Source organism: Pseudomonas sp. Root329, assembly GCF_001424925.1.
Taxonomy (GTDB): Bacteria; Pseudomonadota; Gammaproteobacteria; order Pseudomonadales; family Pseudomonadaceae; genus Aquipseudomonas; species Aquipseudomonas arabinosi.
On record NZ_LMCV01000023.1, the window covers coordinates 67526 to 81430 of the forward strand.

General features: G+C 60.3%; 13 protein-coding genes. 9 read left to right on the forward strand and 4 right to left on the reverse strand.

Translation table 11 applies throughout. The features are described from left to right. Nucleotides 1-3: 3 nt before the first annotated feature. The 3 genes from ASC74_RS18210 (at nucleotide 4) to tldD (ending at nucleotide 6205) form a co-directional block, all read left to right on the forward strand. Nucleotides 4-3807 (forward strand): YhdP family protein, encoded by a 3804-nt coding sequence (locus ASC74_RS18210; protein WP_056742937.1) that lies wholly within the window; start codon nucleotides 4-6, stop codon nucleotides 3805-3807. A gap of 88 nt (nucleotides 3808-3895) precedes the next feature. Beyond that, entirely contained in the window at nucleotides 3896-4744 is an 849-nt protein-coding gene (locus ASC74_RS18215; RefSeq protein ID WP_056742939.1) for a carbon-nitrogen hydrolase family protein, read from the forward strand. Between the two features lie 18 nt (nucleotides 4745-4762). Next, nucleotides 4763-6205 (forward strand): metalloprotease TldD, encoded by a 1443-nt coding sequence (gene tldD, locus ASC74_RS18220; RefSeq protein ID WP_008148876.1) that lies wholly within the window; start codon nucleotides 4763-4765, stop codon nucleotides 6203-6205. A 48-nt stretch (nucleotides 6206-6253) separates the two neighbouring features. Here tldD and yjgA read toward each other — a convergent pair whose 3' ends face one another. Beyond that, the gene (gene yjgA / locus ASC74_RS18225; RefSeq protein WP_046045847.1) at nucleotides 6254-6778 is read right to left on the reverse strand and encodes a ribosome biogenesis factor YjgA; all 525 of its coding nucleotides are present in this window, start codon (nucleotides 6776-6778) and stop codon (nucleotides 6254-6256) included. Nucleotides 6779-6886: 108 nt separating this feature from the next. Here yjgA and pmbA point away from each other — a divergent pair, with 108 nt between their 5' ends. The 6 genes from pmbA (at nucleotide 6887) to ASC74_RS18255 (ending at nucleotide 12128) form a co-directional block, all read left to right on the forward strand. Beyond that, entirely contained in the window at nucleotides 6887-8233 is a 1347-nt protein-coding gene (pmbA, locus tag ASC74_RS18230; protein ID WP_056742941.1) for a metalloprotease PmbA, read from the forward strand. A 137-nt stretch (nucleotides 8234-8370) separates the two neighbouring features. After that, a complete protein-coding gene (locus tag ASC74_RS18235) occupies nucleotides 8371-8778 on the forward strand; it encodes a hypothetical protein (RefSeq protein ID WP_056742943.1) in 408 nt (135 codons plus the stop codon). Continuing rightward, nucleotides 8759-10135 carry a class II fumarate hydratase gene (locus ASC74_RS18240; protein WP_056742945.1) on the forward strand — a complete coding sequence of 459 codons (1377 nt, stop codon included), beginning with the start codon at nucleotides 8759-8761 and terminating at the stop codon, nucleotides 10133-10135. The genes ASC74_RS18235 and ASC74_RS18240 overlap by 20 nt, the downstream gene beginning before the upstream one ends. Nucleotides 10136-10162: 27 nt before the next feature. Beyond that, nucleotides 10163-10591 carry a hypothetical protein gene (locus tag ASC74_RS18245; RefSeq protein ID WP_056742946.1) on the forward strand — a complete coding sequence of 143 codons (429 nt, stop codon included), beginning with the start codon at nucleotides 10163-10165 and terminating at the stop codon, nucleotides 10589-10591. A 1-nt stretch (nucleotide 10592) separates the two neighbouring features. Further along, nucleotides 10593-11204 carry a superoxide dismutase gene (locus ASC74_RS18250; protein WP_056742948.1) on the forward strand — a complete coding sequence of 204 codons (612 nt, stop codon included), beginning with the start codon at nucleotides 10593-10595 and terminating at the stop codon, nucleotides 11202-11204. A 30-nt stretch (nucleotides 11205-11234) separates the two neighbouring features. Beyond that, nucleotides 11235-12128: a ZIP family metal transporter gene (locus ASC74_RS18255; protein WP_056742949.1), complete on the forward strand. Its 894-nt coding sequence runs from the start codon at nucleotides 11235-11237 to the stop codon at nucleotides 12126-12128. Nucleotides 12129-12289: 161 nt separating this feature from the next. On the opposite strand, the gene ASC74_RS18260 is transcribed toward ASC74_RS18255, so the two are convergent. The 3 genes from ASC74_RS18260 to ptsN are packed head-to-tail and all read right to left on the reverse strand — an operon-like array spanning nucleotide 12290 to nucleotide 13905. Continuing rightward, on the reverse strand, nucleotides 12290-12565 hold the full coding sequence (locus tag ASC74_RS18260; RefSeq protein WP_033058002.1) for an HPr family phosphocarrier protein: 276 nt from the start codon (nucleotides 12563-12565) through the stop codon (nucleotides 12290-12292). Nucleotides 12566-12580: 15 nt separating this feature from the next. Further along, nucleotides 12581-13438 carry an RNase adapter RapZ gene (rapZ, locus tag ASC74_RS18265; protein WP_046052884.1) on the reverse strand — a complete coding sequence of 286 codons (858 nt, stop codon included), beginning with the start codon at nucleotides 13436-13438 and terminating at the stop codon, nucleotides 12581-12583. 2 nt (nucleotides 13439-13440) lie between these two features. Next, complete coding sequence (gene ptsN, locus ASC74_RS18270) at nucleotides 13441-13905, reverse strand: PTS IIA-like nitrogen regulatory protein PtsN (RefSeq protein WP_056742951.1); 465 nt, start codon at nucleotides 13903-13905, stop codon at nucleotides 13441-13443.

The window sequence follows — 13905 nt, forward strand, 5'->3', positions numbered from 1 at the left end:
GACATGGAACGTCTGACACGCATTTTGGCCGCACTGACCCGCTGGGGTCTGGGGCTGTGTGCGTTGGTGTTGGTGTTGTTGGCGTTATACGTCAGCCTCGGCCGAGAGCTGACCCCGCTGGTGGCCGAGTACCGTGCCGAAGTCGAAGCCAAAGCCAGCGCTGCCTTGGGCATGCCGCTGAATATCGGCGAACTGGAAGGTAACTGGAGCGGCTTTGCGCCGATCATGCTGGCTCACGACGTGATGGTCGGCGAGGGCGCCAATGCCCTGCGTCTGGATCAGGTGCGCGCGGTGCCGGATCTTTGGGCCAGTCTGATGGCTCGCGAAGTGCGCATCGCTCACCTGGAACTCAGCGGGCTGAAGATCAGCCTCAAGGAAGGCGAGGACGGGACTTGGGCGCTGGAAGGTTTGCCGGTGCAGCAGGATCAGCCGCTGGATCCTGAGCAATTGCTCAATCGTATGCAGATGGTTCAGCAACTGTCGGTACTCGATAGCCAGGTCACTTTGCAGCCACTGCAAGAACAACCGCTGACCCTGACTTACGTCGGTCTGAATCTGAAAACCGGCGCCTCCCGCCAGCGACTCGACGTTCGTCTGACCCTGCCCGACGGTCAGCCGGTGGCCATGAGTCTGCGCACCCGTCTGCGTGCCAGCGAGTGGAAGGACGGCGAGGCCGAAGCTTATTTGAGCCTGCCGCAAAGCGACTGGTCAAAATGGTTGCCTGAGCGCCTGACCCAACAATGGAATTTCTCCGAGATCAAGGCGGGTGGCGAGCTCTGGGTGAACTGGGACAAAGGCGCCCTGCAAAGCGGCGCGATACGCTTGAATGCGCCGCAACTCAAGGGTGCCTACGCCGAGCGCAAGCCGATCCAGATCAACAATCTGGCGTTGAACGGCTATTTCCAGCGTAGTTCCGAAGGCGTTCTGGTGACCCTGGACTCCTTGGCCATGAACCTTGGCGAGACCCGCTGGGAATCGCATCTGCAACTCAAGCAAAACGAGGCGACCGACAAGACTGAAGAGCTTTGGCATCTGCAAGCCGACCGCCTCGACCTCACTCCGATCACCCCGATACTGAATGCCTTGGGTCCGCTGCCCGAAGGCGTTGCTACGGCCGTCGAGCGCCTCAAAGTGACCGGCGGCCTGCGCAACGTGCTGATCGACTTACGGCCCAATGCCACCGACGACAGCAAGTTCAGCTTTGCCGCCAACCTGGATCGGGTCGGCTTCGATGCCTATCACGGCGCTCCGGCGGCGCGAAATGTCAGTGGCAGCATCAGTGGTGATCTGGGCGGTGGCGAGTTGCGCATGGACAGCAAGGATTTTTCCCTGCATCTGGACCCGATTTTCGCCAAGCCATGGCAGTACATTCAGGCCAATGCCCGACTGACCTGGAAACTCGATAAAGACGCCTTCACCTTGATCGCGCCGTACCTGAAGGTGCTGGGCGAGGAGGGCAAGATTGCCGGCGACTTCCTGATCCGCCTGCATTTCGACCACACCCAGGAAGACTACATGGACCTGCGGGTCGGTCTGGTGGACGGCGACGGTCGTTACACCGCCAAGTACTTACCGGCCATGCTCAGCCCGGGACTGGACGAATGGCTGCGTACGGCGATTCTCAAAGGTGCGGTGGACGAAGGCTTCTTCCAGTACCAGGGTTCGCTGAACCACGGGGCCGCCGAGACTGCCCGCAGCATCAGTCTGTTCTTCAAGGTTCACGATGCCGAACTGGCCTTCCAGCCAGGCTGGCCACATGTCAGCAAGGTCACGGGTGACGTGTTTGTTGAAGACAGCGGTGTGCGGATATTGGCCAGCAAGGGGCAGTTGCTCGATACCCAGGTCAGCGACGTTTACGTCAATATTCCTCATGTGCCAGCGGGGCAAAGCGTCCATTTGTTCCTCGACGGAGGATTCGCGGGCGGGTTGGGCGATGGCCTGAAAATTCTTCAGGAAGCGCCGATCGGCACCGCAGCGACCTTTGCCGGTTGGGAAGGCGAAGGCGATCTGCAAGGCAAACTGAAACTGGATATTCCGCTGGTCAAAGGCGAGCAGCCGAAGATCCTCGTCGACTTCAAGACCGCCAAGGCCCGTCTGAAACTGGCCGAACCCACCCTGGAGCTGACTCAGCTCAAGGGCGATTTCCGTTTCGACAGCACCAAGGGTTTGAGCGGGCAAAACATCACCGCGCGCGCTTTTGATAAACCCGTCACCGCACAGATTTTCGCCGATGGCGGCCCCGGCAACCTCAAGACTCGCGTCGCCGCCTCGGGCCAGGTCGAGGTCAAGAAACTGACTGACTGGCTGAGTGTGACTCAGCCGTTGCCAGTGTCCGGTGTGATCCCTTATCAGCTGCAATTGAACCTTGATGGGGCCGACAGTCAATTGGCGGTCAGCTCCAACCTCAAGGGCGTAGCAATCGATTTACCGGCGCCGTTCGGCATGGCGGCCGACGTCGGCCGTGACACCACGTTCCGCATGACCCTGCAGGGGGCGGAGCGGCGCTACTGGGTCAATTACGGTGAGCTGGCTAACTTCACGTTTGCGGCACCGCCCGGCAATTTTGCCGACGGTCGTGGCGAGTTGTTCCTGGGTGGCGGTAATGCCGTGCTACCCGGCGCCAAAGGCCTGCGGGTGCGCGGTGTGCTGTCGGAACTGGACGTCGGCCCCTGGAAGGACCTGGTAGACAAGTACGCCGGCCAGGATCCGGGCGGCAACGCCAAACAGTTGCTCAGCAGTGCGGATTTCAAGATTGGAACGCTCAGCGGTGTCGGCACTACGCTCGATCAGGCTTCCGTACAGTTGAACCGCAAACCTGCCGCGTGGGCTTTGCAACTCGACAGTCAGCAAGTGAAGGGCAGTGCCAGCATCCCCGATGCGAAAGCCGCGCCGATTGCGATCAATCTGCAATACGTGCGTTTACCGGCGCCAGACCCGAAGGTCCTGGCCGACGAAAACTCGCCAGATCCGCTGGTCTCGGTGGATCCGACGAAGATCCCGGCACTGGATATCACCATCAATCAGCTGTTCCAGGGCCAAGACCTCGTCGGGGCCTGGTATCTGAAAGTCCGTCCGACCGCCAAGGGCATTGCGTTTACCACGCTGGATCTGGGCCTCAAGGGCATTCTCCTGCAGGGCAGCGGCGGTTGGGAAGGTGTGCCCGGTTCCAGCAGCAGTTGGTACAAGGGCCGGATCAGCGGCAAGAATCTCGCCGATGTACTGAAGGGCTGGGGCTTTGCACCGAGTGTCACCAGTGAAGATTTTCATATGGATGTCGATGGTCGCTGGCCCGGTTCGCCGGCCTGGCTGGCCACCAAGCGCTTCTCTGGAACCCTCGATGCTTCGCTGAATAAAGGCCAATTTGTTGAAGTTGAGGGCAGCGCCCAGGCGTTGCGCGTGTTTGGCTTGCTGAACTTCAACTCCATCGGCCGCCGGCTGCGTCTGGACTTCTCCGACCTGTTCGGCAAAGGCTTGAGTTACGACCGGGTCAAAGGCCTGCTGGTCGGGACCAACGGCGTATATGTGACGCGTGAGCCGATCCGGCTGACCGGTCCGTCGAGCAATATCGAACTCAACGGGACGCTGGACCTGGTGGGCGATAAGGTCGATGCCAAGTTATTGGTGACGTTGCCCGTGACCAACAACCTGCCGATTGCCGCGCTGATCGTCGGTGCACCGGCTATCGGCGGCGCGCTGTTCCTGATCGATAAGCTCATCGGTGACCGTGTGGCGCGTTTCGCCAGCGTCCAATACACCGTCAAGGGGCCGTGGAAAGAGCCGAAAATCACCTTCGACAAGCCTTTTTGACTTTCTTTTTGAAAAGCCACGTCTCGGGCCGATGGAGTAGCATGGCCGTAAGTCCCCTGTATGTGTTGATTCCAGATTAGGGAAAGCCATGTCTGTAGCGGTGATTCAAATGGTCAGCCAGAGCGATGTGCTGGCCAATCTGGCCCAGGCCCGTCTGCTGCTCGAGCAAGCGGCGTCCAGTGGTGCGCAGCTTGCCGTACTGCCGGAAAACTTCGCCGCCATGGGCCGTCGCGACATTGCCGACATCGGCCGCGCCGAGGCGTTGGGCGAAGGCCCGATCCTGCCATGGTTGAAACAGACCGCCCGCGACCTCAAGTTATGGATAGTGGCCGGCACATTGCCGTTGCCGCCGGTGGATCAACCGACGGCCAAAGTGCATGCCTGCTCGCTGCTGGTGGATGACCGCGGCGAAACCGTTGCACGGTATGACAAGTTGCACCTCTTCGACGTCGATGTGGCGGACAATCGCGGGCGTTATCGCGAATCCGATGACTATGCTTATGGCAGTGGGGTTGTCGTGGCGGACACGCCCGTCGGTCGAGTCGGGCTGACGGTGTGTTACGACCTGCGCTTCCCGGAGCTGTACAGCGAATTACGCGCTGCCGGTGCGGAGTTGATTACCGCGCCGTCGGCCTTTACCGCGGTGACCGGCGCGGCGCATTGGGAGGTATTGATTCGCGCGCGGGCCATCGAAACTCAATGTTATGTGCTCGCGGCTGCCCAGGGTGGGACGCATCCGGGGCCACGGGAAACCTATGGCCATGCCGCGATTATCGACCCGTGGGGACGTGTGCTGGCGCAACAGGATCAAGGCGAGGCCGTGCTGCTGGCCGAACGCGATAGCAGCGAACAGGCGTCCATCAGGGCGCGGATGCCGGTGTCCAGTCACCGGCGCTTTTTCTCGCAGGGCGCCCGGCGACCTGCCTCAGAACGATGAATTTAAGGCGTAAAGCATATGAGCGAGTTGTTGTCCTCAGTCAGTGAACACCTCCTGGCGCCCGGCGGCGTAACGATCGAGAGCCTGCAAGGTGTGCTCGGCGATCTGGCCGGCCCGGGCATCGATGCCGCCGACCTGTATTTCCAAGGGCAGATTTCCGAGTCCTGGGCGCTGGAAGACGGGATCGTCAAGGAAGGCAGCTTCAACCTCGACCAAGGTGTCGGCGTGCGCGCGCAATCGGGTGAGAAAACCGGTTTTGCCTACAGCAATGCCATTACCCTCGAAGCCCTCGGCGCCGCAGCCCGTGCGGCGCGTTCGATCTCCCGCGCCGGTCAGAACGGCACGGTGCAAGCCTTCACGACTCAGGATGTCGCCCAGTTGTACGGGCCGGACAACCCGTTGGAAGTGATGACCCGTGCCGAGAAGGTCGAACTGCTCAAACGCATCGACGTCGCGACTCGCGCCCTCGACCCGCGTATCCAGCAAGTTACCGTGAGCATGGCCGGTGTCTGGGAACGAATCCTCGTCGCTTCCACCGACGGCGGCCTGGCAGCCGATGTACGGCCGTTGGTGCGCTTTAACGTCAGCGTGATCGTCGAGCAGAACGGTCGCCGTGAGCGCGGCGGGCATGGCGGTGGCGGTCGTACCGATTACCGTTATTTCCTCAGCGATGACCGCGCCATGAGCTATGCCCGTGAAGCGCTGCGTCAGGCGTTGGTGAATCTGGAAGCCATTCCTGCGCCGGCCGGTACGTTGCCGGTGGTGCTGGGTTCGGGCTGGTCCGGCGTATTGCTGCACGAAGCGGTCGGCCACGGCCTGGAAGGCGACTTCAACCGCAAGGGCAGTTCCGCCTACAGCGGGCGCATGGGCGAAATGGTTGCGTCCAAGCTCTGCACCATCGTCGATGACGGCACGCTGGCCGGTCGTCGCGGTTCCCTGAGCGTCGATGATGAAGGCACCCCGACCGAGTGCACGACGCTGATCGAAAACGGCGTACTCAAAGGCTACATGCAGGACAAACTCAACGCCCGTCTGATGGGCGTGGCCCGAACCGGTAACGGTCGTCGCGAATCCTATGCGCACCTGCCAATGCCGCGCATGACCAACACCTACATGCTGGCGGGCGAAAGCGACCCGGCAGAAATCATCGCCTCGGTGAAGCGAGGCATCTACTGCGCCAACCTCGGCGGTGGTCAGGTGGACATCACCAGCGGCAAATTCGTGTTCTCCACCAGTGAGGCGTACCTGATCGAAGACGGCAAAATCACGGCCCCGGTCAAAGGCGCGACGTTGATCGGCAACGGGCCGGAGGCCATGAGCAAGGTGTCGATGGTCGGTAACGATCTGGCGCTGGACAGCGGCGTGGGGACGTGTGGCAAGGATGGGCAGTCGGTGCCGGTGGGTGTCGGCCAGCCAACGCTGAAAATCGATGCGATCACTGTGGGTGGCACAGGATCGTAAAGGATGGAGCTTCGGGTGAGTTGCGAGGCAACTCACCCGATTCGGGACTTAACGCAGACCGCGTTGAGTCTCGTCCAGCTCACGGATGTACTTGAAGATTTTACGGCTCGATGCCGGTGGCTTGTTGGTCGCCAGTTCGTGCTGGGCCTGACGGATCAGGGAGCGCAATTGCTGACGATCAGCCTCCGGGTAGTCGACCACGAACTTCTCCAGGACCGCATCGTCGCCCGCGATCAAGCGATCGCGCCAGCGTTCCAGGCCATGGAAACGTTCGTTGTACTGCCGAGTGGAGGCATCGAGTTGATCGAGCAGAGTCAGAATGGCGTCAGTGTCCTGATCGCGCATCAGTTTGCCGATGAACATAAGGTGCCGTTTGCGCGCGATATTCGCGGTGTGCTTGGGCGCATCGGCCAGGGCCCGGCGCATAGCGTCGGTCAACGGCAGTTTTGCCAGCAAGTCAGGCTTGAGCGTTGTAAGGCGCTCGCCAAGGTCAACCAGAGCATGAAGCTCGCGTTTAACCTGGGTTTTGCTTTTTTCTCCCGTATCGAGGGAGTCGTCGTAAGAATCAACCATGGTGGCCGTCCGCAAAGAAACGCCGCCATGATAACCAGTCGGGGGCCGCTTGTCCGGCCCGGTCGCTCGAAGGCCTTAGCCGAAAGCAGAATTTGAGTGGAGAACAGCATGAGTGCAGTTGAAAGCGTCGGCCCACAAGCGTTGCCGGCACTGCAAGAACAAGTCGAGCAGATCATCGCTGAAGCCAAGCGCCAAGGTGCCAGTGCCTGTGAAGTGGCGGTGTCCCTGGAGCAGGGCCTGTCCACCTCGGTACGTCAGCGTGAAGTCGAAACCGTCGAATTCAACCGCGATCAGGGCTTCGGCATCACCTTGTACGTTGGCCAGCGCAAGGGCTCGGCCAGCACGTCCGCCAGCGGTCCTGAAGCCATTCGCGAAACCGTCGCTGCGGCGCTGGCCATCGCCAAACACACCTCCGAAGACGAAGCCTCGGGTCTGGCAGATGCGGCGCTGATGGCCAAGGATCTGCAGGATTTCGACCTGTTCCACGAATGGGACATCACCCCGGAGCAAGCCATCGAGCAGGCCCTAGCCTGTGAAGCGGCGGCATTTGCCACCGACAGCCGGATCAAGAACGCCGACGGCACCACCCTCAGCACCCATCAGGGCTGCCGTGTTTACGGCAACAGCCACGGTTTTATCGGCGGCTACGCGTCGACCCGGCACAGCCTGAGCTGCGTGATGATCGCCGAAGCCGACGGCCAGATGCAGCGCGATTACTGGTACGACGTGAACCGTCAGGGCAATTTGCTGGCCTCTGCGGAGAGCATCGGCCAACGTGCCGCGCAACGGGCGGCGAGCCGTCTGGGCGCGCGTCCGGTGCCGACCTGCGAAGTGCCGGTGCTGTTTTCCGCGGAACTGGCCGGTGGTTTGTTCGGCAGTTTCCTCTCGGCGATTTCCGGCGGCAGTCTGTATCGCAAATCCTCGTTCCTTGAAGGCACGCTGGGACAGAAACTGTTCCCGGAATGGCTGACCATCGATGAGCGTCCGCACTTGATGCGCGCCATGGGCAGTTCGGCGTTCGATGGCGATGGTCTGGCGACTTACGCCAAACCGTTCGTCGAAAAAGGCGAGTTGGTCTCGTACATTCTCGGCACGTACTCGGGCCGTAAACTCGGGATGCCGAGCACTGCCAACGCTGGTGGCGTGCACAACCTGTTCGTCACCCATGGCGACGAAGATCAGGCGGCCTTGCTGCGCCGCATGGGTCGTGGCCTGCTGGTGACTGAATTGATGGGTCAGGGCCTGAACATGGTCACCGGCGATTACTCCCGTGGCGCGGCGGGTTACTGGGTCGAGAATGGCGAAATCCAGTTTGCGGTTCAGGAAGTGACCATCGCCGGCAACATGCGTGACATGTTCAAACAGATCGTTGCGGTCGGTAATGACCTGGAACTGCGCAGCAACATTCGTACAGGTTCGGTGCTGATCGAGCGGATGACAGTAGCGGGTAGCTAAACCCTTACCGTTACACAAAGAAAGGCGCGCCACCCATCGTTGGGTGGCGCGCCTTTTTTGTGGGTTGATTTTCGCGGGGTTGTTTTGGTTCTCATTATCATCTAATAATAAATCTCATTACCGAATGAGCCCGGATCATGAGTTCTGCCTTGCACGAGCAGCCTTACCTCGAAAGCTGGCGCTGGATGAGTCGCCAGATCCGTTGCGCGATGGCCCCCGATGAGCCTCGCCTGATCGAACATTACCTGGCCGAAGGTCGGTATCTCGCCTGTTGCACGGCAACCTCTCCCTGGACCATCGCCGAAACTTCTTTCCGTCTGTTGCTCGACACCGCCGCCGATGTCGCGCTGCCCTGGCACTGGCGCACCTACTGCCTGGACCAGGCCTGGCGCCCATTGCGCGAACTCGAACGCCTCTCTCTGTGCAAATGCCGCCTCAAGCGCTGGCAAAGCTACACCTGGCAACTGGCGACCTGCGAGTTGCAGCCTTCGATTCCTCTCATAGAACTGGTGCAAGGATTTTCTGATGAACAAGACTCGTATTGAGCGCGACAGCATGGGCGAACTTCAGGTCCCAATGGATGCGCTCTATGGCGCGCAGACCCAGCGCGCGGTGGATAACTTTCCCATCAGCGGCAAACCGATGCCCGTGCAGTTCATCCGCGCGCTGATCCTGGCCAAGGCCGCCGCTGCCCGAGCCAACGTCGAGCTCGAACAAATCAGCGAATCCCAGGGCACAGCCATTGTCGATGCGGCGCTGGGTCTGCTCCAAAGCGACTTCATGCAGCATTTTCCGGTGGATATCTTCCAGACCGGTTCCGGCACCAGTTCGAACATGAACGCCAACGAAGTGATCGCCACCTTGGCCAGCCGCCTGCTCGGCGAGCCGGTGAACCCCAACGATCACGTCAATTGCGGCCAAAGCAGCAACGACATCATCCCGACCTCCCTCCACGTCAGTGCGGCGTTGGCGTTGCACGAGCAATTGTTGCCGGCGCTGGTGCGTCTGGTTCAGGTGATCGAACGCAAGGCCGAAGAGGTTCATCACCACGTCAAAACTGGTCGCACTCACTTGATGGACGCCATGCCGGTGCGCATGAGCCAGGTGCTCAACGGTTGGGCGCAGCAGCTCAAGGCCAACATCGGTCATCTGCAGGATCTGCTGCCGAGTCTGCAATCCCTGGCTCAGGGCGGCACGGCAGTGGGCACCGGAATCAACGCCCATCCGCAATTCGCGGCGCGTTTCAGTGAGCAGATGAGCAAGCTGACCCAAGTGCAATTCAAACCGGGCGAGGATCTGTTTGCGCTGATCGGCTCTCAGGACACGGCGGTCAGTGTTTCCGGCCAGCTCAAGGCCACGGCCGTTTCGCTGATGAAAATCGCCAACGACCTGCGCTGGATGAACTCCGGCCCGCTGGCCGGTCTTGGTGAAATCGAACTCGAAGCCTTGCAGCCGGGTTCTTCGATCATGCCTGGCAAGGTCAACCCGGTGATCCCGGAAGCGACCGCCATGGTCGCCGCTCAGGTCATCGGCAATGACACGGTTATCACTATCGCCGGTCAGTCGGGCAATTTTGAGCTGAATGTGATGCTGCCGATCATCGCCCAGAACCTGCTGAGCAGCATCGAGTTGCTGGCCAACTCCAGCCTTCTGCTGGGTGAAAAGGCCATCGCCAGCTTCAAGGTCAACGAAGCCAGGCTGAAGGAAGCGCTGTCGCGAAACCCGATCCTCGTTACCGCACTCAACCCGATCATTGGTTACCAAAAAGCCGCGGAGATCGCCAAGAAGGCCTATCAACAGGGCCGTCCGGTAATCGATGTCGCTCTCGAACACACCGACCTGACCCGCAGCCAGCTTGAGGTTTTGCTGGACCCGGAAAAACTCACCGCAGGCGGCGTGTAACCACCGCAACCGCTTTGGAGGCTCACCATGGAACACTGGAAACGCACGATCGAACGGGCAAATCGTTGTTTCATGCTGGGCGAATACGTCGATGCCCGCGAGGCTTACTTGCAGGCATTGGCCCTGGCCCAGGTGTTGTTCGAGCGCTGGGCGGATGCCGACGAAGCGGTGGCGGCCTGCGTGATTTCCCACCACAACCTGGCGGATCTGCATTTGCGTCTGAACCAGCCAGAGGAGAGCGCCGAGTACCTGTGCGCCATCCATCAGCGATTGTTGCAGACCATGCAGGACCCACGACTGGCGCCGGCCCTGCGTGAAGCAGCGTTGCGCCAGAGCAGCAAGACCTACGTCGAGCTGCTGAATTTCATCAGCGAACACGGCGAATATCCGCGCACCCATCGTCTGCTGCACATCGATGCCGCCTCGCCTGCGCCCCTACATCATGGAGTTCATTGAAATGGCTTTTACCTTGCCTGCCTTGCCCTACGCCTACGACGCCCTGGAACCGCACATCGATGCGCAGACCATGGAAATCCACTACACCAAGCACCACCAGACTTACATCAACAACCTCAACGCTGCGGTGGAAGGCACAGAGTTTGCCGAGTGGCCGGTGGAAAAACTGGTGTCTGCTGTCCAGCAACTGCCGGAGAAGCAGCGCGCGGCGGTGATCAATCAGGGCGGCGGGCATGCCAACCATTCGCTGTTCTGGGAAGTGATGGCCCCCAACGGCGGCGGCAATCCTGACGGCTCCTTGGCTGAGGCGATCGATGAGCAACTGGGCGGCCTGAGCAGTTTCAAGGAAGCCTTCACCAAAGCCGCGCTGACTCGTTTCGGCAGCGGCTGGGCGTGGCTCAGTGTGACGCCGCAAAAGACGCTGGTCGTTGAAAGCAGCGGCAATCAGGACAGTCCATTGATGAACGGCAATACGCCAATCCTCGGCCTGGATGTCTGGGAGCACGCTTATTACCTGCAATACCAGAACCGTCGCCCGGAATACATCAACGCGTTTTACAACGTGATCAATTGGCCTGAAGTCGCTACGCGCTATCAGGCTGCACTGGTTTAAGACTTCTGCAAAAACAATCCAAGGCTGGCTATGGGCACTGAAACACTGGCGATCGGAAGTGGACGAATGTTTCGTTACGCATTCGGATCGCTGCTACTGCTGGCAGGCATGACGTTATTGGTTGCCCAAGGCTTGGCGTGGCTGGACCTCGAGCCGAAACTGCTGCGCGCGCTGCAAGGCGGGGCGATCTGCGCTCTGGGCACAGCGTTGGGTGCGGTGCCCGTGCTGGTGATTCGACGGATGCCTCAGGCGGTCTGCGATACGCTGCTCGGCTTCGGGGCTGGGGTGATGCTCGCGGCGACAGCGTTTTCGTTGATCGTTCCGGGGATCTCTGCCGCTGAATACCTGGGGCTGACGCCTTGGGCGGCCAGCGGACTGATCAGTTTCGGCATCATGCTGGGTGCGTTCGGATTGTTCCTGGTTGATCGCAAGGTGTCAGGTGCGTCGCCGGAAATGCTCGTAGGCACGCTGGAGCGACCGGTCATCCCGCCGCGGATCTGGTTGTTTGTGTTTGCGATCATTGCCCACAACATCCCCGAAGGCATGGCGGTCGGTGTGTCGGCGGGGGGTGGCATGCCCGACGCCGATAGCCTGGCCATGGGCATCGCGTTGCAGGATGTGCCGGAAGGTCTGGTGATCGCGCTGGTATTGGCCGGGGCAGGGATGTCGCGGGTCAAGGCGTTCCTGATGGGTGCTGCGTCAGGTCTGGTCGAGCCGGTCTTCGCGTTGTTGTGCGCCTGGCTAGTGAGCCTGGCCGAATTGTTGTTGCCCTTGGGGTTGGCGCTGGCGGCCGGGGCAATGTTGCTGGTGGTCACCCATGAAGTCATCCCCGAGTCGCGCCGCAATGGTCACGACAAGCTTGCAAGTCTTGGGTTGCTGATCGGGTTTTGCTTGATGATGGTGATGGATACAGCGTTGGCTTAACGGCTGAACACGATCTTTGTAGCAGCTGGCGAAGCCTGCGTTCGGCTGCGTAGCAGTCGTGAACCCTGCTCACACGGTCTGCCTGACATACCGCAGAGCCCAATTTTACGACTGCTACGCAGCCGAACGCAGCCTTCGGCAGCTGCTACAGGGGCGAGTTGTTATTCGCCTTCGCCGAAGTAGTCATTGATCAAATTCACCAATGCCTGCAGCGCCTCATCAGCCTGTTCACCTTCGGTGCTCAGGTGGATTTTGGTGCCCTTGCCCGCAGCGAGCATCATCATTGCCATGATGCTTTTTCCGTCGACCGTGGATTCCGGCGTGCGTCCTACTCTGATCGTGCAATCCTTGAACTCACCGGCGACGCCAACGAATTTTGCAGAAGCGCGGGCATGCAGGCCCAGCTTGTTGATGATTTCAATTTCCAGAGCAGGCATCGCGGTGTGAATCCTTTAGCTGAGGTCGCGGTGGCGAACCTGGACGTTCTTCAGGGATTTTTGCAGGGCCTGGCCCAGACGTTCGGTCAGGTAGACGGAGCGGTGATGGCCGCCGGTGCAACCAATGGCAATGGTGACATAAGCGCGGTTGCTGGCGGCAAAGCGTGGTAGCCACTTGAACAAGTAGGTGGATATGTCCTGGAACATCTCTTCGACGTCCGGCTGTGCCGCCAGGTACTCGGCAACCGGTTGGTCGAGCCCGGACTGATCGCGCAACTCTGGCTTCCAGTAAGGGTTCGGCAGGCAGCGCACGTCGAACACCAGATCAGCGTCCACCGGCATGCCACGCTTGAAGCCGAAAGACTCCACCAGGAACGCCGTACCGGGTTCCGGCTGGTTCAGCAGGCGCAGCTTGATGGTGTCTCGCAGCTGATACAGGTTCAGGTTGGTGGTGTTTACTTTGAGATCGGCGAGGTCGGCAATCGGCCCGAGCAGGGCGGTCTCATCGTCGATGGCTTCGGCCAGCGAGCGATTGGCATTGCTTAGCGGGTGACGACGGCGGGTTTCCGAGAAACGTTTAAGCAAGGTTTCTTCGTCGGCGTCCAGATAAAGCACATCACACTGGATATGCCGGCTGCGCACTTCTTCCAGTAGTTCGGGAAACCGCGACAGGTGACTCGGCAAGTTGCGCGCATCGATGGATACGGCAACCAGCGGTTGTGCCAGCTCGGTGTGAATCAACGCGCGTTCGGCCAGTTCCGGCAGCAGGCCGGCGGGCAGGTTGTCGATGCAGTAGTAGCCGTTGTCCTCGAGAACATCGAGTGCGGTACTTTTACCTGAGCCGGAGCGGCCACTGACGATGATCAAGCGCATGATTAATGACCGTTTTGCTCGTCCAGGACAACCTGATACAAGGCTTCATTGCTCGGGGCGCTGCGCAGTTTTTCGCGCACTTCCTTGCGGTCGAGCATGCTGGCGATCTGGCGCAGTAACTCCAGGTGCGCATCGGTAGCGGCTTCCGGGACCAGCAGAACGAACAGCAGGTCAACCGGGGCACCGTCGATGGCGTCGAAATCAATGGGTGCATCAAGGTGCATCAGGGCGCTGATGGGCGAGGTGCAGCCCTTCAGGCGGCAGTGGGGAATGGCGATGCCGTTGCCAAAACCGGTTGAGCCGAGTTTTTCACGGGCAATCAGAGCCTCGAAGACATCTTGCATCTCCAGATCCGGCACTTCTTTGTGGATAAGGTTGGCAATTTGCTCAAGGGCTTTCTTTTTACTGCCGCCCGGCACGTTCACGAGGGAACGGCCGGGGGTCAGGATGCTTTCAAGTCGGATCAT

Excerpts from the sequence above, each read along its gene's own strand:
- ASC74_RS18245 (WP_056742946.1), top strand. The coding sequence starts at position 10,163 with ATGGAACACTGGAAACGCACGATCGAACGGGCAAATCGTTGTTTCATG.
- ASC74_RS18240 (WP_056742945.1), top strand. The coding sequence starts at position 8,759 with ATGAACAAGACTCGTATTGAGCGCGACAGCATGGGCGAACTTCAGGTC.
- ASC74_RS18235 (WP_056742943.1), top strand. The coding sequence starts at position 8,371 with ATGAGTTCTGCCTTGCACGAGCAGCCTTACCTCGAAAGCTGGCGCTGG.
- ptsN (WP_056742951.1), bottom strand. The coding sequence starts at position 13,905 with ATGATCCGACTTGAAAGCATCCTGACCCCCGGCCGTTCCCTCGTGAAC.
- yjgA (WP_046045847.1), bottom strand. The coding sequence starts at position 6,778 with ATGGTTGATTCTTACGACGACTCCCTCGATACGGGAGAAAAAAGCAAA.
- ASC74_RS18260 (WP_033058002.1), bottom strand. The coding sequence starts at position 12,565 with ATGCCTGCTCTGGAAATTGAAATCATCAACAAGCTGGGCCTGCATGCC.
- pmbA (WP_056742941.1), top strand. The coding sequence starts at position 6,887 with ATGAGTGCAGTTGAAAGCGTCGGCCCACAAGCGTTGCCGGCACTGCAA.
- ASC74_RS18215 (WP_056742939.1), top strand. The coding sequence starts at position 3,896 with ATGTCTGTAGCGGTGATTCAAATGGTCAGCCAGAGCGATGTGCTGGCC.
- ASC74_RS18210 (WP_056742937.1), top strand. The coding sequence starts at position 4 with ATGGAACGTCTGACACGCATTTTGGCCGCACTGACCCGCTGGGGTCTG.
- rapZ (WP_046052884.1), bottom strand. The coding sequence starts at position 13,438 with ATGCGCTTGATCATCGTCAGTGGCCGCTCCGGCTCAGGTAAAAGTACC.
- tldD (WP_008148876.1), top strand. The coding sequence starts at position 4,763 with ATGAGCGAGTTGTTGTCCTCAGTCAGTGAACACCTCCTGGCGCCCGGC.
- ASC74_RS18250 (WP_056742948.1), top strand. The coding sequence starts at position 10,593 with ATGGCTTTTACCTTGCCTGCCTTGCCCTACGCCTACGACGCCCTGGAA.
- ASC74_RS18255 (WP_056742949.1), top strand. The coding sequence starts at position 11,235 with ATGGGCACTGAAACACTGGCGATCGGAAGTGGACGAATGTTTCGTTAC.